The 21,304-nt window shown below is 60.0% G+C and carries 22 protein-coding genes; 12 read left to right on the top strand and 10 right to left on the bottom strand.

Annotation, left to right across the window (positions count from 1 at the left end):
- Positions 1 to 157: 157 nt before the first annotated feature.
- Positions 158 to 304, bottom strand: a complete 147-nt coding sequence (locus LGL98_RS13840) for a hypothetical protein (RefSeq protein ID WP_168435301.1) — start codon at positions 302 to 304, stop codon at positions 158 to 160.
- Positions 305 to 473: 169 nt separating this feature from the next.
- Here LGL98_RS13840 and LGL98_RS13835 point away from each other — a divergent pair, with 169 nt between their 5' ends.
- The 6 genes from LGL98_RS13835 to LGL98_RS13810 are packed head-to-tail and all read left to right on the top strand — an operon-like array spanning position 474 to position 7,985.
- On the top strand, positions 474 to 1,679 hold the full coding sequence (locus tag LGL98_RS13835; protein ID WP_136031771.1) for an aspartate aminotransferase family protein: 1,206 nt from the start codon (positions 474 to 476) through the stop codon (positions 1,677 to 1,679).
- 18 nt (positions 1,680 to 1,697) lie between these two features.
- Positions 1,698 to 2,720, top strand: coding sequence for an arginine N-succinyltransferase (astA, locus tag LGL98_RS13830; RefSeq protein WP_168435300.1), 1,023 nt, complete (start codon positions 1,698 to 1,700; stop codon positions 2,718 to 2,720).
- Positions 2,711 to 4,177 carry a succinylglutamate-semialdehyde dehydrogenase gene (gene astD / locus LGL98_RS13825; protein WP_136031768.1) on the top strand — a complete coding sequence of 489 codons (1,467 nt, stop codon included), beginning with the start codon at positions 2,711 to 2,713 and terminating at the stop codon, positions 4,175 to 4,177. The genes astA and astD overlap by 10 nt, the downstream gene beginning before the upstream one ends.
- Positions 4,178 to 4,198: 21 nt before the next feature.
- Entirely contained in the window at positions 4,199 to 5,539 is a 1,341-nt protein-coding gene (gene astB, locus LGL98_RS13820) for an N-succinylarginine dihydrolase (RefSeq protein WP_136031767.1), read from the top strand.
- Between the two features lie 10 nt (positions 5,540 to 5,549).
- Positions 5,550 to 6,545 (top strand): succinylglutamate desuccinylase, encoded by a 996-nt coding sequence (gene astE, locus LGL98_RS13815; RefSeq protein ID WP_136031765.1) that lies wholly within the window; start codon positions 5,550 to 5,552, stop codon positions 6,543 to 6,545.
- Between the two features lie 9 nt (positions 6,546 to 6,554).
- Positions 6,555 to 7,985 carry an amino acid permease gene (locus LGL98_RS13810; RefSeq protein WP_136031763.1) on the top strand — a complete coding sequence of 477 codons (1,431 nt, stop codon included), beginning with the start codon at positions 6,555 to 6,557 and terminating at the stop codon, positions 7,983 to 7,985.
- 329 nt (positions 7,986 to 8,314) lie between these two features.
- Here LGL98_RS13810 and LGL98_RS13805 read toward each other — a convergent pair whose 3' ends face one another.
- Positions 8,315 to 9,640, bottom strand: a complete 1,326-nt coding sequence (locus LGL98_RS13805; RefSeq protein ID WP_136031760.1) for an MFS transporter — start codon at positions 9,638 to 9,640, stop codon at positions 8,315 to 8,317.
- On the opposite strand from LGL98_RS13805, the gene LGL98_RS13800 reads away from it, so the two are divergent.
- Positions 9,621 to 10,001, top strand: a complete 381-nt coding sequence (locus LGL98_RS13800; protein ID WP_136031759.1) for a hypothetical protein — start codon at positions 9,621 to 9,623, stop codon at positions 9,999 to 10,001. The genes LGL98_RS13805 and LGL98_RS13800 overlap by 20 nt on opposite strands.
- Positions 10,002 to 10,021: 20 nt before the next feature.
- On the top strand, positions 10,022 to 10,822 hold the full coding sequence (locus LGL98_RS13795; protein ID WP_136031757.1) for a YdcF family protein: 801 nt from the start codon (positions 10,022 to 10,024) through the stop codon (positions 10,820 to 10,822).
- A gap of 61 nt (positions 10,823 to 10,883) precedes the next feature.
- Here the strand turns inward: LGL98_RS13795 and LGL98_RS13790 are convergent, their stop codons facing one another.
- On the bottom strand, positions 10,884 to 11,021 hold the full coding sequence (locus tag LGL98_RS13790; protein WP_168435299.1) for a hypothetical protein: 138 nt from the start codon (positions 11,019 to 11,021) through the stop codon (positions 10,884 to 10,886).
- Between LGL98_RS13790 and aldA the strand changes: the two genes are divergently transcribed.
- The gene (gene aldA, locus LGL98_RS13785; RefSeq protein ID WP_136031755.1) at positions 11,020 to 12,459 is read left to right on the top strand and encodes an aldehyde dehydrogenase; all 1,440 of its coding nucleotides are present in this window, start codon (positions 11,020 to 11,022) and stop codon (positions 12,457 to 12,459) included. The genes LGL98_RS13790 and aldA overlap by 2 nt on opposite strands.
- Before the next feature lie 48 nt (positions 12,460 to 12,507).
- On the opposite strand, the gene gap is transcribed toward aldA, so the two are convergent.
- Positions 12,508 to 13,506: a type I glyceraldehyde-3-phosphate dehydrogenase gene (gene gap, locus LGL98_RS13780; protein ID WP_136031753.1), complete on the bottom strand. Its 999-nt coding sequence runs from the start codon at positions 13,504 to 13,506 to the stop codon at positions 12,508 to 12,510.
- 282 nt (positions 13,507 to 13,788) lie between these two features.
- Between gap and LGL98_RS13775 the strand changes: the two genes are divergently transcribed.
- Positions 13,789 to 13,947, top strand: coding sequence for a YqaE/Pmp3 family membrane protein (locus LGL98_RS13775; RefSeq protein ID WP_002903230.1), 159 nt, complete (start codon positions 13,789 to 13,791; stop codon positions 13,945 to 13,947).
- Between the two features lie 35 nt (positions 13,948 to 13,982).
- On the opposite strand, the gene LGL98_RS13770 is transcribed toward LGL98_RS13775, so the two are convergent.
- The 3 genes from LGL98_RS13770 to yedE all read right to left on the bottom strand — a co-directional run bounded on the left by LGL98_RS13770 (position 13,983) and on the right by yedE (position 16,077).
- A complete protein-coding gene (locus LGL98_RS13770; RefSeq protein ID WP_136031751.1) occupies positions 13,983 to 14,375 on the bottom strand; it encodes a DUF1398 domain-containing protein in 393 nt (130 codons plus the stop codon).
- Positions 14,376 to 14,635: 260 nt separating this feature from the next.
- Positions 14,636 to 14,869, bottom strand: a complete 234-nt coding sequence (yedF, locus tag LGL98_RS13765) for a sulfurtransferase-like selenium metabolism protein YedF (RefSeq protein ID WP_136031749.1) — start codon at positions 14,867 to 14,869, stop codon at positions 14,636 to 14,638.
- Complete coding sequence (gene yedE, locus LGL98_RS13760; RefSeq protein WP_136031747.1) at positions 14,866 to 16,077, bottom strand: selenium metabolism membrane protein YedE/FdhT; 1,212 nt, start codon at positions 16,075 to 16,077, stop codon at positions 14,866 to 14,868. The genes yedF and yedE overlap by 4 nt, the downstream gene beginning before the upstream one ends.
- A 269-nt stretch (positions 16,078 to 16,346) precedes the next feature.
- On the opposite strand from yedE, the gene LGL98_RS13755 reads away from it, so the two are divergent.
- Positions 16,347 to 16,826: a hypothetical protein gene (locus tag LGL98_RS13755; RefSeq protein WP_168435304.1), complete on the top strand. Its 480-nt coding sequence runs from the start codon at positions 16,347 to 16,349 to the stop codon at positions 16,824 to 16,826.
- A gap of 99 nt (positions 16,827 to 16,925) precedes the next feature.
- Here the strand turns inward: LGL98_RS13755 and ydfZ are convergent, their stop codons facing one another.
- The gene (ydfZ, locus tag LGL98_RS13750) at positions 16,926 to 17,129 is read right to left on the bottom strand and encodes a putative selenium delivery protein YdfZ (RefSeq protein WP_025713046.1); all 204 of its coding nucleotides are present in this window, start codon (positions 17,127 to 17,129) and stop codon (positions 16,926 to 16,928) included.
- Between the two features lie 279 nt (positions 17,130 to 17,408).
- Here ydfZ and LGL98_RS13745 point away from each other — a divergent pair, with 279 nt between their 5' ends.
- Positions 17,409 to 18,437: a CorA family divalent cation transporter gene (locus LGL98_RS13745; protein ID WP_136031743.1), complete on the top strand. Its 1,029-nt coding sequence runs from the start codon at positions 17,409 to 17,411 to the stop codon at positions 18,435 to 18,437.
- 13 nt (positions 18,438 to 18,450) lie between these two features.
- Here the strand turns inward: LGL98_RS13745 and LGL98_RS13740 are convergent, their stop codons facing one another.
- Both LGL98_RS13740 and malX read right to left on the bottom strand, forming a co-directional pair.
- Positions 18,451 to 19,623 (bottom strand): MalY/PatB family protein, encoded by a 1,173-nt coding sequence (locus LGL98_RS13740; RefSeq protein WP_136031741.1) that lies wholly within the window; start codon positions 19,621 to 19,623, stop codon positions 18,451 to 18,453.
- A gap of 52 nt (positions 19,624 to 19,675) precedes the next feature.
- Positions 19,676 to 21,268, bottom strand: coding sequence for a maltose/glucose-specific PTS transporter subunit IIBC (gene malX / locus LGL98_RS13735; RefSeq protein ID WP_136031740.1), 1,593 nt, complete (start codon positions 21,266 to 21,268; stop codon positions 19,676 to 19,678).
- Between the last annotated feature and the right edge of the window lie 36 nt (positions 21,269 to 21,304).

Below are 21,304 nucleotides of genomic sequence, written 5' to 3'. Positions count from 1 at the left end.
GCAGTAAACTCTGTGCAATGAATGGTATCACCAATTTTATAAAGCGGTATTTGACGGCAATTCCGATTTTTAAATTTTTGTTAGATTTTTTATTTTTTAAGTGAATAACTACGCACGTCAACCACCCGCAAGCTGTGCATTTTAATTCACTTTTTATTCACTTAAGTGAATAAGAAAATATTTTTTCTATGTTTTTCATTATCTTGATGATCTTCAAAAAGTGAATAAATTGCGTTCCCCTATATTGACAATCTTGTTGTTCACAGGCCAGCATTAGCCCACACAACAACATGGCATTAACCATGAATTAACAATTACCCGTAAAAAGAATAGGGCTTAATTTTTCTGTGGTGAATATTTTTACCATCGCAGCGGGCGCGCTCGTGCCAAAAATAAGCCGAGGGGCAGGGTTAATGTCGATTGTCCAACGCGACGGGAGCGTTTTCCGTCGTCTTACGTTCCGGAGATAAATTATGTCAGGCAGTATGACTCGCGAAGATTTTGACGCTTACCTGGTTCCCTGTTTTGCCCCCGCGCCGTTTATTCCGGTGAGGGCGGCGGGCTCCCGGGTCTGGGACCAGCAGGGGAAAGAGTATATCGATATGGCGGGCGGCATCGCAGTGAACGCCCTGGGCCATGCCCACCCGGCGCTGGCTGAGGCCCTGCAGGATCAACTGGCGAAACTGTGGCATATCGGCAATGGCTATACCAACGAGCCGGTGCTGCAGCTGGCGAAAACTCTGGTACAGTCTACCTTTGCCGACAAGGTGTTCTTCTGCAACTCCGGCGCCGAAGCCAACGAGGCGGCCCTTAAGCTGGCGCGGAAATACGCTCACGATAAGTTTGGCGGTGAAAAAAGCGAAATCATCGCCTTCAACCACGCCTTCCATGGCCGTACGCTGTTCACTGTATCCGTTGGCGGCCAGCCGAAATATTCCAGCGATTATGCGCCGTTGCCGCAGGGCATTACCCATCTGCCCTATAACGATATCGAGGCGGTCTCCGCGGTTATCTCTTCCCGCACCTGTGCGGTGATCGTCGAGCCGATCATCGGCGAAGGCGGTGTGATACCCGCTGACCCGGCGTTCCTCCAGGCGCTGCGCACCCTCTGCGATCGCCATCATGCCACTCTGATATTCGATGAGGTGCAGACCGGGGCGGGCCGTACCGGCCATCTCTACGCCTACCAGCACTACAACGTCGTCCCGGACATTCTCACCAGCGCCAAAGGGCTGGGGGGCGGCTTCCCGATCGGCGCGATGCTGGCGAAAGAGGCCTGGGCGCAGGTCTTCCAGCCCGGCACCCATGGCACCACCTTCGGCGGCAACCCGCTGGCGGCAACCGTCGCTAACGCCGTGCTGGCCCATCTCGATGCGCCGCTGCTGGCGGGCGTTGGCGAGCGCCATGCGCTGATCGTCGACCAGTTGAATGCCCTCTCTGCCCGTTACGATGCGTTCAGCGCCGTGCGCGGTACCGGTCTGCTGATCGGCGCTGAGCTGGCGGGGCCGCTGCGCGGCAAGGCCAAAATGTTGACCAACCTGGCGGCGGAAGAGGGGCTGATCGCCCTGATTGCTGGCCCGGACGTGCTGCGCTTCGCGCCGGCGCTCAATATCCCGCAGGCGGATATTGTGGAAGCCTTCGTGCGCCTTGATCGCGCCGTTGCCCGCTTAACCCGCTAACCGGGAGGACGGCCTGTGATGCTATTTCGTCCCGTACGGGAAAACGATCTCGACGACATCGTCCGCCTTGCCGCGCGGGCGGGAGTCGGTATGACCTCCTTACCGCATGATGCCGGGCGCCTGGCGGCCCGGATCCGGCGCAGTATCCAGACCTTCGCCGGCGAACTGCCGCGCGGCCAGCAGGGTTTCCTGTTTGTGCTGGAGGACACCGCGCTGGCGCGGGTAGTGGGGGTCAGCGCCATTGAAGTCGCAGTGGGCCTGGACGAGCCATTTTACAATTTTCGCATTCAGAAAACGGTGCGCGCCTCGAAGGCGCTGGGAGTCTATAAACCTCAGGAGCTGCTCAATCTTAGCTATGACCACACCGGGCACAGCGAGCTGTGTACGCTGTTTCTCGATCCGGCGTATCAGCGCAACCGCAATGGTCTGCTGCTCTCCAAGGCGCGCTTTTTATTTATCGCCGCCTTTCGCGAGTGGTTTTCCCCGCACCTGTTTGCCGAACTGCGCGGCTGCAGCGATGAGCAGGGGCAGTCGCCGTTCTGGGATGCGCTGGGCCATCACTTCTTCGACATCCCGTTCGCCGATGCTGACCGGCTGACCGGCACCGGCATGAAAACCTTTATTGCCGAACTGATGCCGGCTTACCCGATCTATATCTCACTGCTGCCGGAAGCGGCCCGCGGGGTCATCGGTCAGGTACATCCCAATACCGCCCCGGCGCGGGCGATCCTCGAAAAAGAGGGATTTAGCTGGCGCGGCTCGGTGGATATTTTCGATGCCGGTCCGGTGCTGGAGGCGGACACCGATCAGATCCGCGCCGTTCGCGACAGCCAGTGCCTGCCGGCCCGGCAGCTGATGGGCGACCTGCCGGCGCCGACTCTCGTCGCCAACGGCCAGTTCGACAATTTCCGGGCGCTGCTGGTAGCCCACGAAGAGCAGGTCTCACTTGACGCCGCCGCGCTGGACGCGCTGCAGGTCAGTGACACCGACCGCGTTTATACGGTAACCCTGAATCCAGAGGACAACAGATCATGGCGGTAAAAGCACAGTTTATAGCCGGGCAATGGCAGCCGGGCAGTGGCGCAACGATGAGCAAACTGGCCCCGGAGGATCAGTCGCTACTGTGGCAGGCGGCCAGCGCGGGGGCCGACGACGTCCAGGCGGCCTGCGCCGCGGCGCGCGCGGCGTTTTATCCCTGGTCGCATCGCCCGCTGGCCGAGCGTATTGCCGTGGTGGAGCGTTTTGCCGCGCTGCTGGAGACACATAAAGAGGCGCTGGCGACCCTGATTTCCCGGGAGACCAGCAAGCCGTTGTGGGAGACCCGCACCGAAGTGCAGGCGATGATCGGCAAGGCCGCGATCTCTATCGAAGCCTATCACCAGCGGACGGGCTTTCACGAGTCGACGCTGCCGGACGGAAAAGCACAGCTGCGCCACAAACCGCACGGCGTGATGGCGGTCTTTGGCCCCTACAACTTCCCGGGCCATCTGCCCAATGGGCATATCATTCCGGCGCTGATCGCCGGAAACACCATTGTGTTTAAACCCAGCGAGCTGACGCCGGCTACCGCCGAAATGACCGTCCAGCTGTGGCAGCAGGCGGGCGTCCCCGACGGGGTGATTAACCTGCTGCAGGGCGGAAAAGCCACCGGGCAGGCGCTGTTGGAAAATCGTGATATCGATGGCGTGCTGTTCACTGGCAGCGCGGCGGCCGGTTTCCACTTCCATCGCTACTTCGGCGGCCAGCCGGAGAAGATGCTGGCCCTGGAGATGGGCGGCAACAACGCGCTGATCGTCGCCGACGTGGCCGATGTCGATGCGGCGCTGCATGTGATTATCCAGTCGGCGTTTATCTCTGCTGGGCAGCGCTGCACCTGCGCGCGCCGGCTGATCGTGCCGTGCGGCGAGCAGGGGGATGCGCTGCTGCAGCGGCTGGTAGAGGCCAGCGCGCAGATCCGCGCCGGCAAGTGGGATGATCAGCCGGCGCCGTTTATGGGCGGGGTGATCTCTCTCGACGCTGCGCAGAACATGCTGGCGGCGCAGCAAAAACTGGAGGGGCTCGGCGGCAAGGTGCTGCTGCGCATGCGCCAGCCAGACCCGCACTCCACGGTGCTGACGCCGGGGATCGTCGACGTCACCGGGGTCGAGGTGCCGGACGAAGAATACTTTGGCCCGCTGCTGACGGTTATCCGTTACGACGGCTTCCCGGAGGCCATTCGCCTTGCCAACCAGACCCGCTATGGCCTGGCCGTCGGGCTGATCTCCAGCGATGCGGCGCAGTTTGAACAGCTGGCGGACGAGGCGCGGGCCGGGATCGTCAACTGGAACAAGCCGCTGACCGGCGCCTCCAGTAAAGCGCCGTTTGGCGGGGTGGGCGCCTCCGGCAACCATCGCGCGGCAGCGTGGTACGCCGCTGACTACTGTGCCTGGCCGATGGCCTCTCTGGTCAGCGATACGCTGACGCTTCCGGCGAACGTATCGCCGGGCCTGCCATTCTGATAACGGATCCTGTGAGGACATATGTCTGGTTTTGAAGCAAACTTTGATGGCCTGGTCGGCCCGACGCACCACTACGCCGGACTCTCCGTCGGCAATGAAGCCTCGCAAAATAACCGCGATGGTCTCTCTAACCCTAAGAAGGCGGCGCTGCAGGGGCTGTATAAAATGAAAGCCCTGGCCGATCGCGGCTTCGTGCAGGGCATTCTGCCGCCGCAGCCGCGGCCGAATCTCCGTTTGCTGCGCGAAGTCGGTTTCCAGGGCAGCGATGAGCAGGTTATCCGGCAGGCGGCCCACGCGGCGCCGCAGCTGCTCTCTGCCTTCAGCTCCGCCTCGTCGATGTGGACCGCCAACGCGGCGACCGTCTCACCGTCGGCGGACAGCGCTGATGGCAAAGTCCATTTCACCGTCGCCAACCTCAACAATAAGCTGCACCGTATGCAGGAGGCACCCACCACCTCGGCGATCCTGGGGGCCACGTTCGCCGATCCGCGCTACTTTGCCCACCATGCGGCGCTGCCGCAGCATGGCGACCTCGGCGATGAAGGGGCGGCCAACCATAACCGCTTCTGCCGGGAGTATGACCGACAGGGGGTACAGTTTTTCGTCTATGGCCGACGCGCCAGCGGCGGCATCGCCCCGGTGAAGTATCCGGCGCGGCAGACCCTTGAGGCCAGCGAGGCGGTGGCTCGCCTGCATCAGCTGGATCCGCGCTACACGGTATTCGCCCAGCAGGCGCCGCAGGCTATCGATCGCGGCGTGTTTCATAACGACGTCATCGCGGTCAGTAATCGCCATGTGCTGTTCCACCATCAGCAGGCGTTTGTCGATCAGGCGACGGTGCTGGCCACGCTGCGGGCTAAAAGCGACAGTCTGGATATCCCGTTCACCAGCGTGGAAGTGCCGGACGAGCGGGTATCGCTTGATGACGCCGTGGCCTCATACCTGTTCAACAGCCAGCTGCTGAGCAAACCTGACGGCAAGATGCTGATCGTGGTCCCGGAGGAGTGCCGCCAGCGGGAAAACGTCTGGCACTATCTCAGCGACCTGGCCGCCGACAGCGCATCGCCGATCGATGAAGTGGCGGTCTTTGACCTGCGGGAAAGCATGCGCAACGGCGGCGGCCCGGCCTGTCTGCGGCTGCGGGTGGTGCTCAACGAGGCTGAATGCCAGGCGGTCAACGCCCATAGCCTGATGAACGACGAACGTTATCAACAGCTGACGGCATGGGTGGAAAAACACTATCGCGACCGGCTGCATGCCCGCGATCTGGCGGACCCGCAGCTGCTGCGCGAGGTTTATCAGGCGCTGGATGAGCTGACGCAGATCCTGCGTCTGGGCGCGGTCTATGATTTCCAGCGTTAAGGAGCGGCAGATGGAGCACCTGGTTAACGATTTACTGCACTGCCGCCTGCAGGAGTGGACCTTCCCGGCGGGCATCGAGGCCCGCTGGCTGGGCGAGGGCATCCTGCAGCTGCTGCCGACGGCGCCATGGCGCCAGGCGACGATCCTCTCCGCCGGCGTGCATGGCAATGAGACCGCGCCGATTGAACTGCTGCTGCAGTTGACCCACGATCTGAGTCAGGGGCGGCAGCCGCTCACCCAGGCGCTGCTGATCGTCTTTGGTAACCTGCCGGCGATCCGCGCCGCGCGTCGCTATCTGCATAACGACCTGAATCGCCTGTTCGGTGGCCGCCATCTGGCGGTCACCCCGGGAAATGAGTCGCGGCGGGCTTTTGCGCTGGAGCAGGCGGTGCAGACCTTCTATCGCGCCGCCGATGCGGCGGGGCCGGTCAGCCGTAGTCATCTCGATATGCATACCGCCATTCGCGGGTCGCTGTATCGCCAGTTTGCGCTGCTCCCGGCCCACGCGGGGGATTTTTCGCCCGATTTCTACCAGCTGCTGCAGGCCAGCGGGATGGATGCCATCGTGCGCCATACCGAAGCGGGCGGCACCTTCACCCATTTCACCTGCGAAAAGTTCGCCGCGCAAAGCGCTACCCTGGAGCTGGGGAAAGTGATGCCGTTCGGCGCCAACGATCTCAGCCTGTTCGCCGCTACCGACGCGGCGATCCGGGCCTGGATCGCTGACGCGCCGCTGCCGCCGCGCGACAAAGCGCCGGTGGACTACTTTCTGGTCGAGGAGAGCATCATCAAGCGCGAGCGGGAATTTACGCTTAATCTCGCGGCAGATGTTGAGAACTTCACCGCGCTCCCGGCAGGGTATGAGATCGCCCGCCAGGCAGAGAAACGGTGGGTGGTGCAGGCCCGGGCCCCCTATATCCTCTTTCCGAACGCCGGGGTCGCCACCGGCCAGCGCGCCGGGCTGCTGCTCCGCGTCGCGGCCCTTCGCCTCCCGCAACCAGCCTGAGGAAACACCATGACTGAACATCAACATCAGGCGCCGCCTGCCGCCGGCGGTGAGGGCGCGTCACAGCTAAAGCGCGGGCTCAGCGCCCGCCATATCCAGATGATTGCCCTCGGCGGCGCCATTGGCACCGGGCTGTTTATGGGGGCGGGGCGCAACATCGCCGTCGCCGGCACCTCGATTCTGGTGATCTATGTGCTGGTCGGGTTCTTTACCTATATGGTGATGCGGGCGATGGGGGAGCTGCTGCTCACCCGCCATGACTACCGCTCATTTGCCGACTTTGTCGGCGAGTATCTCGGGCCGCAGGCCAGCTTTTACCTCGGCTGGACCTACTGGTTAAGCTGGGTGGTGACCTGTATCGCTGACGTGGTGGTGTGCGGGAGCTATATGCAGTACTGGTTCCCGGAACTGTCGGCGTGGATGCCGGCCCTCAGCATGCTGGCGATTCTGTTCCTGCTTAACCTGCTGTCGGTGAAAATGTTTGGCGAGGCGGAGTTCTGGTTCGCCCTGATCAAGGTGATCACCATTATCGCCTTGATTGGCACCGGCGGCTGGATGATTGCCACCGGCTGGACCTCCCCGGACGGCGTGACGGCCTCCCTCAGCCATCTCACCGACCCGACGGCCTTTATGCCTCACGGTATCACCGGCTTTTTCGCCGGTTTCCAGATAGCGATCTTCTCCTTTACCGGCATTGAGCTGCTGGGGACGATGACGGCGGAGACCCGCGATCCGCAGCGCATTTTGCCCAAGGCGATCAATGCCCTGCCGCTGCGGATTATCATCTTCTATCTGCTGTCGATGGTGGTGATCATCGCGGTCGCCTCGTGGCCGGGGGTGTCGGCAGAGACCAGCCCCTTCGTGACGCTGTTTGCCAAAGCCGGGCTGCCCGCGGCGGCGGCGGTGATTAACTTTGTGGCGCTGACCTCGGCGATGTCCTCGGCCAACAGCGGCGTCTTCTCCAGTACCCGCATGCTTTACGGCCTGTCGGTGGAGAAGCATGCGCACTGGCAGTTTCGCATCCTGTCGCGCAGTACCCGCATTCCGGTGCGCAGCCTGCTGTTCTCCTGCTTCTGCATGCTGATTGGCACGCTGTTGCTGTTCCTGGTGCCGAACGTGATGACCCTGTTCACCATCGTCTCGACCCTGGCGGCGATTATGGTGGTGTTCAGCTGGGGAATGATCCTCGTGGCCTATCTGGTCTATCGCCGTCAGCGTCCGGACCTGCACGCCGGGTCGATCTTTAAGATGCCCGCCGGGGTGGTGATGAGCTGGGTGAGCCTGCTGTTCTTCGCGTTCGCTATCTTCATCATGATCTTTGATCCGGATACGCTGCTGGCGCTGTTGGCTTCCCCGCTGTGGTTTATTGCACTGTGGGGCTTCTGGAAGCTGAAGCAGCGGCGCGAGGGGCAGCTTCAACTGGACAACCAGAGCGCCTGACAGCCATCGGCCAACATGGCCGGCTAAGCGGGAGGTGAAGACGTTACGTCTGTTTGTGCCCGGTGGCGGCTGGCGCCTTACCGGGCCTACGTGCTTACCGGACCTGGGAGGAGCGGTTTCCCCCGCGGCGTGATCCCTCCCCAGGCCCGCGCACGCGCACCGCCGCCGGGCGGGATAGTCGGCTCCGTAGCGGCTTTTCTGCCCGGTGGCGGCTGGCGCCTTCCCGGGCCGGACCTGGGATGAGCGGTTTCCCCCGCGGTGTGATCCCCCCCGTAGGCCCGCGCAAGCGCAGCGCCGCCGGGCGACGCTACCTGCCCAGACGGCGGCGGTTAGGCGCTTTCCGCCCGGGAAGGGGCCGCACCCGGCGCGGACTTCATCCGGCTGGCGCAGAAAATTGCCAGCAGCGAAATCGCCACCGTAATGCCCAGATAAATAGCCACCGGCCGCCAGTCGCCGTCATATTTCGCCAGCAGGCCGGTGGCGATAAGCGGCGCGGTGCCCCCGGCCAGCGCGGCGCCAAGCTGGTAGCCGAGGGTGATCCCGGTATAGCGCACATTGGCGCTGAAAATCTCAGAGCACAGGGTGCCAAGCACCGCGGTTACCGGCGCCCACAGGATGCCGAAGGCCACGATCGTCGCCAACATGATGCCCCAGCCGGTGCCGGTGTCGAGCAGCAGGAACCACGGGATAATAAACAGCCCCAGCAGCACCACGCTCAGGGTGTACATCTTTTGCCGCCCCACCTTGTCTGACAGTAGCCCCATCAGCGGGATCATCACGGTGGCCACCAGCGCGCCCAGGGTCACGGATTCCAGTGCCTGTGACTTCTGGTAACTCAGGGTGGTGGTGGCATAGCTGACCACAAAGGTGGAGAAAATATAGAAGGGCGCGGTCTCCACCACCTTCAGACCAGCGGCAATCAGCACTTCGCGCCAGTGGTGTTTGATCGTTTCGCGCAGCGGTGCTTTTGCCACCTGGCCGGATTTTTTCACCTGCTTAAAGGCGGGCGTTTCGTCGATATCTTTGCGGATCCACAGGCCGAGAAAAACGAGGACGGAGCTGAGCAGGAACGGTATGCGCCAGCCCCAGGCGAGAAACTGCGCCTCATCAAACAGGGTCATCAGCGAGACGATGAAGGTCGCCATCAGCATGCCGATGGTCACGCCGGCCTGAGGAATGCTGCCGAAAAAACCTTTTCGCTTTTCCGGCGCGTATTCGTAGGCCAGCAGCAGCGCGCCGCCCCATTCGCCGCCGATACCCATGCCCTGAATAATGCGCAGGGTAATCAGCAGGGCCGGCGCCCAGAGGCCCACCATCTCGTAGGTGGGCAGCAAGCCGATCGCCACCGTGGCGCTGCCCATCAGCGACAGGGTCAGCACCAGCGTCTTTTTGCGGCCGATGCGATCGCCGATATGGGCGAAAATGACGCCGCCAATGGGACGGATAAAAAACGTCAGCGAGAAGGAGAGCCAGGAGAGGATCAGGCCGATGACCGGGTCGACCATCGGAAAGAAAATTTTGTTAAACACCAGTGCGGCGGCGGTGCCATAGAGAAAATAATCGAACCATTCGATGGCGCTGCCTGTCAGGCTCGCTATCAGTACCTTCTTGTTTTTCTGCAGAATGGATGCAGTGTTGTCTTGTGGATTGCTCATTACGAAACGTTCTCCCGCCACGGTAAATAGGTCAGGTGTCACTCTGGGTGAGCAGGGTGCAACCTGGTATGAAAAAGGTTGTGTAATTGTTAAGCAACTTAGGGTTGAAGGTTACAATTGGCAAGTTCATCGCTGGCAAACTGGGCGTTATGGCGCGGTTTTGACTGGTGTAACCGCGAAGCTATTTTTTATTTTCCACCTGATTTTGCTGTTTTTTGTTATTTTCATAGTGAGTTGTTCAGGTGCAACCCGCCTGTTTTTAGATGTTTCTTGTTATTTCAAAATCGTTACAAATCGAGGCCGCTTTGCGTCCCGCCAGGCGGCGTTTATGATGGCGCAAGCTTCCTCTCCGATCGGCTGAGAGAGGATTAAGGAGACAGAATGGCAGAACAATTTCCTTCGCTATCGGCGGCGACGCTGGCGGCGGCTAACCAGGTCGGCGCCTGGCTGGCGCAGGACGATCTGGCGACGCTGCCCGCGCTGCCGGAGGTGGACGTGGTGGTGCTGGCCGGCAACGCCGTGATCCCGACCATCGACGCCGCCTGCCGGCTGGCGGCGGCGCAGGTGGTCCCGCTGCTGATCAGCGGCGGCGTCGGACATTCAACGGGCTATCTTTACGAGGCGGTGCGCCAGGATCCTCGTTACCGTACGTTGCCGGTGGACGGACGCCCGGAAGCGCATATTCTGGCGGATATCGCGCATCACTTCTGGCATATCCCGCGCTCGCGGCTGGTGGTGGAGGACCAGTCGACCAACTGCGGCGAGAATGCCCGTTTTACCCGGACCACGCTGGAGAGCCGGGGGATCCCCCATAGTCGCGGGATCGTCATTCAGGACCCCACCATGCAGCGGCGAACCATGGCTACCTTCGCCCGCGTCTGGCAGGGGGCGACGCCGCCGCCACAGTGGCTGAGCTTTCCCGGCTGCTCGCCGGTGCTGGAGCAGACCGATGACCAGCTGGGGTTCGCCGGCGGCGGGACTGGGCTCTGGCCGGTTACCCGCTACCTGGCGCTGCTGCTGGGCGAGCTGCCGCGTCTGCAGGATACCCCTGAAGGATACGGTCCGCGGGGGAAAGACTTCATCAGCCACGTGACCTTTCCGCCGGAGATCCTCGCTGCCTGGCGACAGCTGCGGGAGGACACCCAGCTTGCCGGGGCGCTGCAGGCCCGCACCCTCGGCTGAAAACTGCCCGTTTGCGGCAGATTTATCGCAAACGGGCAATTTGTGTTATTGAAATGTAACTTCAAGCGGGGGCTTTTGGCCCGCTTTTATGAGTCAGTTCACAGAATTGCGTCAATGTGCTGCCGAACAGCGGCTTATCCGCTCGATATTTAACAAAAAAATCACCTGTTAAATACAAATGCACCACAGGAGCAGCCATGACAGCACCCGTTCAACACCCGATGTATATTGATGGCCAGTTCGTTTCCGGTCGCGGCGACGGCTGGATCGACGTGCTTAACCCGGCGACCGAAGCGCTGCTGTCGCGGATCCCGGACGGGACTGCCGAAGAGGCGCGGCTGGCAATTGACGCCGCCGAGCGCGCCCAGCCCGCCTGGGAAGCACTACCGGCCATTGAGCGCGCAGGCTGGCTGCGCAAAATTGCCGCGGGTATTCGCCAGCGTGCAGAAGAGATTGCCGGGCTGATCGTGGCTGAAGGCGGCAAGATCCAGCAGCTGGCGGCGGTGGAGGTTGCGTTCACCGCCGACTATCTCGACTATATGGCCGAATGGGCGCGCCGTTACGAAGGCGAGATCGTGCAGAGCGATCGCCCCGGGGAGAATATCCTCGTCTTTAAACGCGCGCTGGGGGTGACCACCGGGATCCTGCCGTGGAACTTCCCGTTCTTTCTTATCGCCCGCAAGCTGGCCCCGGCCCTGATCACCGGGAATACCATCGTCATTAAGCCCAGCGAATTTACGCCTAATAATGCCATCGCCTTTGCCGAGATTGTCCATCAGGTTGGGTTGCCGAAAGGGGTCTTTAACCTGGTGCTGGGCCGCGGAGAAACCGTTGGTCAGGAGCTGGCCGGCAATCCGAAGGTGGCGATGGTCAGCATGACCGGCAGCGTGGCGGCGGGAGAGAAAATCATGGCCGCTGCGGCGAAAAATATCACCAAAGTGTGCCTCGAACTCGGCGGCAAAGCGCCTGCCATTGTGATGGACGATGCAGATCTGGAGCTGGCGGTGAAAGCGGTAGTGGACTCGCGGGTGATTAACAGCGGGCAGGTGTGTAACTGCGTCGAGCGGGTCTATGTTCAGCAGGGCATTTACGACCGCTTCGTCAACCGCCTCGGCGAGGCGATGAAGGCCGTGCAGTTTGGCGATCCGGCGGCGCGGGATGACATCGCGATGGGGCCGCTGATCAACGCAGCGGCGCGGGATCAGGTGGCGGACAAAGTGGCGAAGGCGGTGGCGCAGGGGGCGCGAGTGGCGCTTGGCGGCCAGCCGCTGGAGGGCAAAGGCTATTTTTATCCGCCGACCCTGCTGCTGGATGTGCGCCAGGAGATGGACATTATCCACGAGGAAACCTTCGGGCCGGTGCTGCCGGTGGTGGCATTTTCGACCCTCGATGAGGCGCTGGCGATGGCCAATGACAGCGACTATGGCCTGACCTCCTCGATCTATACCCGCGATCTGAACGTAGCGATGAAGGCAATTAAAGGACTGAAGTTCGGCGAAACCTATATCAACCGGGAAAACTTTGAGGCGATGCAGGGTTTCCACGCCGGCTGGCGCAAATCGGGGATCGGCGGCGCTGATGGCCGCCACGGGCTGAATGAGTACCTGCAGACCCAGGTGGTCTATCTGCAGGCCTGAGGCACTCAACACAGAACCGGCGGACAGCTCAGGCTGCCCGCCGTTCGCTTAGCGGGCAAATTTCTCCAGCACGCGGATCAGCTGGGTGACGAAGCCATATTCGTTATCGTACCAGGCGACGGTTTTCACCAGCTGTACGCCGCCGGCTTCGACAATCTCCAGCTGGGTGGCATCGTAGATCGAGCCGAAATGGCTGCCGATGATGTCGGAAGAGACGATCTCCTCTTCGGTGTAGCCGAAGGATTCGTTACCCTCGGCCGCCAGCTTCATCGCCTGGTTCACTTCATCCGCAGTCACCTTTTTCTCCAACACTGATACCAGCTCCGTCACTGAGCCGGTTTTGGTTGGTACGCGCTGGGCATGGCCCTTCAGTTTACCGCTCAGGGCGGGGATCACCAGGCCGATGGCTTTGGCCGCGCCGGTCGTGTGCGGGATGACGTTTTCTGCTGCCGCACGGGAGGCGCGCAGATCTTTGCCGCGCGGCCCGTCCACCAGCGACTGGGTGCCGGTATAGGCATGGATGGTGGTCATGGTACCCACAGTGATGCCGAAGGCATCCTGCAGGACTTTGGCCATCGGCGCCAGGCAGTTGGTGGTGCAGGAGGCCACGGAGATGATGGTGTCATCCGGCGTTAGAGTGTCATCGTTGACGTTGTAGACGATGGTTTTCATCTCGCCAGCGGGGGCGGAAATCAGCACTTTGCGCGCGCCAGCCTGGAGATGGGCTTGCGATTTCTCTGCCGAGGTGTAGAACCCGGTACACTCCACAATCACCTCGGCGCCTGCCGCCTGCCAGGGAATATGCTGCGCCTCTTTTTCGGCATACACGGTGATGGTCTTGCCGTTAACGATCAGCGCATCTTCCGTAAAGTCGACGCTCCACGGGAAGGGGCCGTAGTTTGAATCATGCTTTAACAGGTAGGCCAGCACCTTTGGCGAGGTGAGGTCGTTGATAGCCACCACTTCCAGGCTGCTGTCGACCTCTAATAAACGGCGTAACACCAAACGTCCGATACGACCAAATCCATTAATCCCAAGTTTACTCATGGATATTCTCCGGTTGGTAAAACGACTCGATGCGATAAAGCTCCTCCAGGCTTAGTCCTGCCTCCCGAATTGGTCAAATGACAATCTGTGCGGTATGCCAGGGCTTGCGGGCCGAAGAGAGAAAAAGTGAATGTTTTCCCGGTCTTTTTTAGCGCTGACAGCCGGGAATAATTTTTGTTACTGGCGATGAGGGCGCCGCTTGCTGGCGAAGCGGCGAAAAGCGTCTATGCTTAACTATTGAATAGCTTAGTAAAATATTGACGTTAGACGAAGGGAGAGGTTATGGGATTCTGGAGAATTGTTTTCACTATCATTCTGCCGCCGCTGGGGGTACTGCTGGGGAAAGGCTTCGGCTGGGCGTTTATCCTCAACATTATTCTGACCCTGTTGGGCTATATTCCTGGTCTGATCCATGCCTTTTGGGTGCAAACCCGCGATTGAAGATGAACCGCTAGCGACGCCCCCCGGCGACCCGTTCAGGGGGGCAGCAAACGCTCCTTAAACAGCAGGGTATTATCCTTCGACCAGTAATGGCGGGAATTGTCTTCAAGATCGACGGTCCACTTAAATACCCCGGCGCTGGCCAAATCCCGGCAGTACTGTTCAAAATTGATGGCCCCGGCGAAGTGGCGGATAACCGCGGCTCTGGTCAGACAGTGGCTGACCTCAGTGCACACGCGGAGCAGGCCACGAGCGCTTTTTATCGAAATAACATCATCGTTCGCCATCACGAAATTCACATTGCCGGTAGTGACAAAGTAGATGTAGTAGGAAACCTGATGCCGCCGAAGTTCACCGGCGAAGGTGGCAAAATCAGCATCAGCGCAAACTTGTTCAAAAAAATGACCCAGCCTTGCCAGCAGTTCCATTCCTATCCTTACGGTGTTGCCGTGTCGGGCGGCTGCGCGTACGGGCAGAAACCATTCACGAAATCACTTATTCATTTTTAAATAATATAGGCGCGTTATATTAATGGTTATTAGGTAACTGGAACATCGTTTCAAGTGTTACAAGCTATTGCAATCGTTTGCCAGCCTGGGCTAGTGAAAATGGAGGGGCGAGATGTGAACAAAAGCGATAAGCGCCGGCGATGAGGAACGCCGGCGGGGTAAGGGCTGGCCAGCTGAGATTATTTCTGGATCAGATAGCGAATGGTCGGGCCATCCTGCTGAATATCCAACACCGTATAGCCATGATTTTGGGCATCGAGCGGGATATTGTTGATCGACTGTGGGCAATCGCTGACTACTTCGAGGATCTCGCCTTTTTTCAGGGAGGGCATTGCCTCCAGGGTGGCAACGGCCGGATAGGGGCAGGGCTCGCCGACCATATCCAGGCGATAATCAGGGACGATGTTTTTCATGCGCTTTCCTTCACGGTCCGGACCGCCGACGACTGGCGGCGGAAAAAATGTCTTTCCCACGCGATCACCAGCAGCAGGGCGATCAGCAGCAGCAGATAGGTCGCCAGCAGCCCGCCAAAGGGGCCGAAGGCGTTCAGCAGGTTGATTTTCTGCCAGTGGGTGGCGAGCGGGGCGGCGATATCGTCCCAACACCAGGCGAGCAGCGTTGAGCCGATGACGTTGCCCAGCCCCACCCACCAGTAGTGAACCTGGCCCTCTACCGCCCGGTACATCCAGCCGGTTTCACAGCCGCCGGCCAGCACGATACCAAAGCCAAACAGCAAGCCGCCAATCGCCGCGTTGGGACCGGCCCACATAATTTTCGGTGCCATCCCCAGTTGCACATAGCTGAAGATACCAATGGCGCTCGCCGCCATGCCGAAGATAATCGCCTTCGCCATCACCGTCCGGCCGGTGATCCACATATCGCGAAAGGCGGAGGTAAAGCAGATCTGGGCGCGCTCGATAAGCAGACCGAAGCCGATGCCGAACAGCATCGCCAGGCCGAGCGCCGGGTGGTCTGCGGCGGTGAGGAGGCCCCAGCCGATCATGGCGAAAAAGACCACCATCCCCAGGCGGAAGCGGCGACGCGCCTGCTGAGGTTTTTGGGTTAACGGCGAGGCGGCAGACACCTTTTGCATTTTTACCGGGATGCGAAAAAGGGGCAGCAGCGTGAAGCGGGCGCCAAACCAGGAGCCGATGGCGGTGGCGATGGCAAACAGCCAGGCGTGCAGGGAGAACTGCGGAATGCCGGTGAAAAAGGCCGCCAGGTTGCAACCCATCGCCAGTCGTGCGCCGAACCCGGCAATGATGCCCCCGGCCACGGCCTGCACAATGCGGATCCGGCTGCGTGGCAAGCGCAGTTTGACGTTATTCGCCCATAGCGCGGCGGCCAGGCAGCCGCCGAACATGCCGATGATCATCCTGCCATCGATGCGGGTCAGCGGTGTCCCGTCGAGATGGATCAGCTGGTAATAGCCCCACTGTTCGCTGTGGACGCCCAGCAGCTGCAGCAGCTGGCCACCCCAGCGGGTGAATTCGCCGGTCACCGCCCAGAAGGTGCCGGTGATGCCAAAATAGTAGGTAGAGAGAATGCCCGCGGCGATGACCGCTGGAACAGGGGACCAGAACCGGATAAGCCAGGCCTGTTTGAAGGATTGCCATGTCATAAAAATGCCTCTGAACTCAGAAGGTATTAAAGGTCGATAACCGACCGAAGGGAGCCGATAGTACGCGTCTTAGCTCCCACTTTCTCTGTTTTGGATCAAGGCTCTACCTGTGGCGACAGCGTCATGTTTAGCCGCCGCGACCAGCCGCGGTCTGTCTGATTGCCCTTTGGTTTAGCTTCGCGGTGCTAGTATGCCGGGTTCTTTTTTTCGGTTATGGCGTAGGTTGCTGAATGTTAAATAAATTATTGCTTTTGTTATCAGGACTGCTGATAGTTGCCATGCCGTCGGCGCAGGCCGGAGAAATAAACCTCTATTCGATGAACACCGGCTCTTATGTTTATCATATGACCGGTAACCACGGACAATATAACGAGCATTTCAATAACAACTTTTTCTCGGTGGAACGCAAGTTTTCCCCGAATTCAAAATACAGCGTGCTGGTCGGTACCATGAAAAACAGCTTCGACGATCGCTGTCTGACACTCGGCGTGCGCCGCGACTGGCTAAAAAACGATACCGGCTGGGTGCTGAAAGGGGTGTATGCCTATACCGGGGAATTTTTCTTTGACGCCTTCAGCCACTGCGGTGACTCCGGGACCTACCGCACCGCCAAAAAAATCACTGGCGTCGGTTTTTCGCCCTATCTCTATCATGGTCTGCAGTATAACTTCACCGATTACTTCGGCGTCGAAGGTGGGATTATTGTGCCGGCGATCTTGGTGATGAGTGTGCAGTGGAGCTTTCGCTAAGCGCCTGGCAGACCGGGGGCAGCACAGGAAATCGTCTCAGATAGCCTGAGACTGATGACCTGGCGGTCGTCTCAGGCCATCAGTGCAGGGCCGCAGGGATTAATGGAAGCCGAGGCGAATCAGATCTATCGGGCAGAAACGACCTTCGCGGCCGTCGATTTCAACGCAGTCTGCCCGGCGCAGCTGTTCAGCGGTTTTCCCCTCGCCATGGATAGCTTTAATCACCCCGGTTCCCCCATTGCCAGCGATCATTACCATACTGCCGGTAGCAATAGCGTTACGATTACGGTCATAGGTTTTCATGGTCTCCTCCTCAATAAACCTGTGTGGAAGCAATGATTAAGCGCCTAAAGTAATACGCTTTTTTTCTTAAAAAAGTTTTGAGGATAATCAAAAAATTTTTAAACAAGCAGAGGCAACAAGGCTGGGGTTCACGTCAGTCTAATCTGCCGCAGATGCAGGCAATATGTCTGCCAGGTTACTGTTTTATGACGAAATTATTAACCTTGCCAGCCCGCGGAAAATAGCGAAAGATGGCGCTGTTTGGGCATCAACGGTGCCAGAGCCTGTCCTGAGGGAGCCATGAGTCAAGACGTCACCGCGAAGATGTTAAAGCCCGATTTTGATAGTGAAGTTTCCGGTCTGGTGCATGGTTATCTGTTTCATGAACAGCGCCCCCCGCAGCCTATTCTCTCTGGTGAGGTATGCGCCCGTTATCAGGCGCTGGCCGACGATAAAGCCTTTATCTGGTTGCATCTTAATCTCAATCACGCCACCGCCGAGAAATGGTTAACCAGCCACTTTCCGGTGGCGGACTTTTTCTTCGAAGAGATCCGCAGCGGCTCGCACACCACCCGCATTGAGCGACAGGGGGAAAATCTGTTCGCTGTGCTCAACGATGTGCTGTTTCGTCCGCAGGATACCAGCGCGGAAACCGCCACCCTGTGGCTCTACTGTAGTCCCAGGCTGGTGGTGACGGCGCGCTTCAAACCGTTGCGGTTTATCGAATGGATGCTGCCGCGCTTGCAGACGCTCAGGGTAAACACGTCTACCGAGCTGCTGGCTTTTCTGCTGGAGGAGCAGGAGGAGGTCCTGGAGCAGGTCGTCCGTCAGGCCAGCCGCCATGTCGACCTTATCGAAGAGCGTCTTCTGAGCAATCACGTGCAACGCAACCGGGCCGATCTGGCGCGGCTGCGGCGGATGCTTTTACGCTTCCAGCGGCTGCTGGCGCCGGAGCCGGCGGCGATGTTCCGGCTGCTTAACCGGCCGCCGGCGTGGATGGATCGCGCGGTGGTGCAGGCGTTTCGTCAGTTTACCGAAGAGTTTAGCGTGGTGCTTAACGACCTGTCCGGGCTGATCGAGCGCATCAGTCTGCTGCAGGAGGAGATTGGCGCCCGCCAGCTGGAGCAGAGCAACCGCACCCTCTACACCCTGACGGTGATCACCGTCCTCGCGCTGCCGATTAACATCGTCGCCGGTTTCTTCGGCATGAACGTCGGAGGGATCCCGCTGGCGAGCAACCACCACGGGTTTATCCTGCTGGTGATGATTGTCGCCGTCTTTACTCTCGGCGCCGGTTACCTGGCGTTCCGCCGGCGCGATGATCTGTAGATAGCGCGTCGAATCAGCTGAGGCTGCGCAGGGCGGCAATCAGTCCTTCGACACCGCGTTCCAGCTTCTCGCGCGGGCAGCCGACGTTGAGGCGCAGAAAGCCGTTGCCCTCAGAACCATAGGTATAACCCGGCATAATCGCCACCTTCTGTTCGTCGATCAGCGCCTGCTGTAGCGCGCGATCGTCAATGTTCAGGGGGCGCAGGTCGAGCCATGCCAGGTAGGTGGCCTCCGGCGGCTGCCAGCGTAGTGCAGGGAAGGCATTGTTGAGCGTGTCGGCCACATAGCGCATATTCGCCTGCAGATAGTCACGCAAGGCGTCGAGCCAGGGAGCCCCGTCGCGGTAGGCAGCGATATGGGCAACCAGCGCCGGCACCGAGGGTGACGAGAGCCCGTCGCGCCCCTTCAGCGCCTGCAGGTAGCTGTCGCGCGCGTTCGCCTCGGGGATAAAGCCGTAGGCCCCGGTTAGTGCCGGAATATTGAAGCTCTTCGAACCGGAGGTGAACAGCGCCCATGGCCCCTGAGCGACCTCGCTCCACGGGATATGGCGGTGTTCGCCCCAGGTCATATCCATATGAATTTCGTCGCTAATCACCCTGACGCCATGTTTTTGACACAGGGCCGCCATGGTCTGGAGCTCCTCGCGCCGCCAGACTTTCCCCGTTGGATTGTGCGGGCTGCACAGCAGCAGCAGGGTATTCTTTGGATCCGCCAGCACCGCTTCGAGTCGGGCCATATCGCAGTGCCACTGGTTTTCCGTCAGGGTCAATGGCACCGGGGCAATCTGCCGATGGTTCGCGGTGATGGTCTTATAGAATGCATCGTAGGCAGGGGTATGGACGACGACGCCGTCGCCTTCGCTCGACCACTGGCGGATGGTTTCCGCCACCATGTAGATAACCGACGGCCCGTAGACCACCGTATGCGGATCGATGACGCTGTTAAACCGGCTGGCGTACCAGTGGGCAATCGCCCCGAGAAACGCCTCGTTCTGCCAGCGGCTATAGCCGAACACCCCGTGAGCCAGTCGCTGGCTGAGGGCATCGAAAATGCACGGAGCGGTGGCAAAGTCCATATCGGAGATGGTAAACGGTAGCAGATCGGCGGCCCCAAACCGGTCGGCGACATAGTCCCACTGCGTGCACCAGGTACCATGGCGGTCGATGGGGGTAGCAAAATCAAACATCGAAACTTCCTTAGCGAATGTCCCCCTCCGCGTAGAAGGGGGATCAGTGGGGTCAGGCCTGCACGGTATTCATCAGTACGGCCATTTCATCTTTTACCGACTGCACCTGCGGGCCAATGACTACCTGCAGGTTATGCTGATTGAGCTGAACCACCCCGATGGCGCGATGGGCTTTCAGCGCGGCGGCGTCCACTTTGCTCATATCGTGTACCGACAGACGCAGACGAGTAATGCAGTTATCCAGCGAAACAATGTTCTCTGCGCCGCCGAGCGCCGCCAGAATTGCCGGCACGTTATACCCGGATTTGCCGATGGTGCCAGCGACGGCTTTCTCCACGCTGGCGGCGGTGTCGATATCTCGACCCGGCGTTTTCAGATTGAAGCGGGTGATGGCGAAGCGGAAGATGGCATAGTAGACCGCGAACCAGATAGCCGCCACCACCGGCACCAGATACCACTTGGTCGCCAGGCCATGCAGGATGCCAAACACCACGAAGTCGATGATATTGCCGTCGGTGTTGCCGATGGTGACGCCGAGCACCGCCATGATGGTAAAGCCGAGACCGGTCAGCAGCGCGTGGATGACATACAGCACCGGCGCGACGAACAGGAACAGGAACTCCAGCGGCTCGGTGGTGCCGCCGACCACACAGGCGATCACCCCGGAGATCAGCAGCCCTTTAATTTTATGCCGGTTTTCCGGGCGGGCGCAGTGGTACATCGCCAGCGCGGCGCCCGGCAGGCCGCCAAGGAAAGCCGGCATTTTACCCTGCGACAGGAAGCGAGTGGCGCTTTCGGCGAAGCCGTGGGTGGTCGGGCAGCTCAGTTGCGCCTGGAAGATGGTCAGCGCGCCGCTGACGCTGTGGCCGCAGACGTCGAGGGTACCGCCGGCTTCGGTAAAGCGGATCAGCGCCACCAGGATGTGGTGCAGGCCAAACGGCAGTAGCAGACGCTCGCCGGTGCCGAAGATCATCGGGCCAAAATCCCCGGCGCTGTTGATCATCTTCCCGAGGGCGTTGATCCCCATGGCGAAGACTGGCCACACCAGCGGGATCGCCAGCCCGACCAGCCCCAGCACCACGGTGGTAACGATCGGCACGAAGCGGGTGCCGCCGAAGAAGGCCAGGGCGTCCGGCAGGCGAATGTTATGGAAGCGTTCATGCAGCAGCCAGACGATAATCCCGGCGATAACCGCCCCGAGGATCCCGGTATCGATCGACGGAATGCCGATAATATTCTGGATATTGTTGGCCTTCAGGATCGCGGCGTCGGTGGTGGGCAGAATGCCTTTCGCGGTCAGCCAGAAGTTGACCGCCAGATTCATGACCGCGTAGCCAACGAAGCCGGCGAAGGCGGCGACGCCTTTGTTTTCTCGCGCCAGTCCCAGCGGGATGGCGATACAGAACATGACCGGCAGGAAGCTGAAGGCAAACGAGCCGACCTTGCTCATCCAGATAAAGATGGCCTGCAGCAGCGGCATATCCAGCCACGGCAGCAAAGTCAGCACATCGTGGCTGCTTAACGAGCTGCCGATCCCCAGCATGATCCCGCAAAACGAGAGCAACGCTACGGGCAGCATGAAGGTTTTTCCCAGCTGCTGGAAAAATTCCCATAAAGTGATTTTTGGTGCTGTTTTCGCCGTCATAGCACGGTTCCTGATTCATAAAGTGGTCGGGAAGAA

Origin of the sequence: Klebsiella africana (assembly GCF_020526085.1) — a bacterium.
Lineage (GTDB): Bacteria > Pseudomonadota > Gammaproteobacteria > Enterobacterales > Enterobacteriaceae > Klebsiella > Klebsiella africana.
The sequence above is the reverse complement of the archived record's forward strand: the minus strand, read 5'-3'. Positions and strand labels throughout refer to the sequence as shown.

Excerpts from the sequence above, each read along its gene's own strand:
- LGL98_RS13840 (WP_168435301.1), bottom strand. The coding sequence starts at position 304 with ATGGTTAATGCCATGTTGTTGTGTGGGCTAATGCTGGCCTGTGAACAA.
- LGL98_RS13835 (WP_136031771.1), top strand. The coding sequence starts at position 474 with ATGTCAGGCAGTATGACTCGCGAAGATTTTGACGCTTACCTGGTTCCC.
- astA (WP_168435300.1), top strand. The coding sequence starts at position 1,698 with ATGCTATTTCGTCCCGTACGGGAAAACGATCTCGACGACATCGTCCGC.
- astD (WP_136031768.1), top strand. The coding sequence starts at position 2,711 with ATGGCGGTAAAAGCACAGTTTATAGCCGGGCAATGGCAGCCGGGCAGT.
- astB (WP_136031767.1), top strand. The coding sequence starts at position 4,199 with ATGTCTGGTTTTGAAGCAAACTTTGATGGCCTGGTCGGCCCGACGCAC.
- astE (WP_136031765.1), top strand. The coding sequence starts at position 5,550 with ATGGAGCACCTGGTTAACGATTTACTGCACTGCCGCCTGCAGGAGTGG.
- LGL98_RS13810 (WP_136031763.1), top strand. The coding sequence starts at position 6,555 with ATGACTGAACATCAACATCAGGCGCCGCCTGCCGCCGGCGGTGAGGGC.
- LGL98_RS13805 (WP_136031760.1), bottom strand. The coding sequence starts at position 9,640 with ATGAGCAATCCACAAGACAACACTGCATCCATTCTGCAGAAAAACAAG.
- LGL98_RS13795 (WP_136031757.1), top strand. The coding sequence starts at position 10,022 with ATGGCAGAACAATTTCCTTCGCTATCGGCGGCGACGCTGGCGGCGGCT.
- aldA (WP_136031755.1), top strand. The coding sequence starts at position 11,020 with ATGACAGCACCCGTTCAACACCCGATGTATATTGATGGCCAGTTCGTT.
- LGL98_RS13790 (WP_168435299.1), bottom strand. The coding sequence starts at position 11,021 with ATGGCTGCTCCTGTGGTGCATTTGTATTTAACAGGTGATTTTTTTGTT.
- gap (WP_136031753.1), bottom strand. The coding sequence starts at position 13,506 with ATGAGTAAACTTGGGATTAATGGATTTGGTCGTATCGGACGTTTGGTG.
- LGL98_RS13775 (WP_002903230.1), top strand. The coding sequence starts at position 13,789 with ATGGGATTCTGGAGAATTGTTTTCACTATCATTCTGCCGCCGCTGGGG.
- LGL98_RS13770 (WP_136031751.1), bottom strand. The coding sequence starts at position 14,375 with ATGGAACTGCTGGCAAGGCTGGGTCATTTTTTTGAACAAGTTTGCGCT.
- yedF (WP_136031749.1), bottom strand. The coding sequence starts at position 14,869 with ATGAAAAACATCGTCCCTGATTATCGCCTGGATATGGTCGGCGAGCCC.
- yedE (WP_136031747.1), bottom strand. The coding sequence starts at position 16,077 with ATGACATGGCAATCCTTCAAACAGGCCTGGCTTATCCGGTTCTGGTCC.
- ydfZ (WP_025713046.1), bottom strand. The coding sequence starts at position 17,129 with ATGAAAACCTATGACCGTAATCGTAACGCTATTGCTACCGGCAGTATG.
- LGL98_RS13745 (WP_136031743.1), top strand. The coding sequence starts at position 17,409 with ATGAGTCAAGACGTCACCGCGAAGATGTTAAAGCCCGATTTTGATAGT.
- LGL98_RS13740 (WP_136031741.1), bottom strand. The coding sequence starts at position 19,623 with ATGTTTGATTTTGCTACCCCCATCGACCGCCATGGTACCTGGTGCACG.
- malX (WP_136031740.1), bottom strand. The coding sequence starts at position 21,268 with ATGACGGCGAAAACAGCACCAAAAATCACTTTATGGGAATTTTTCCAG.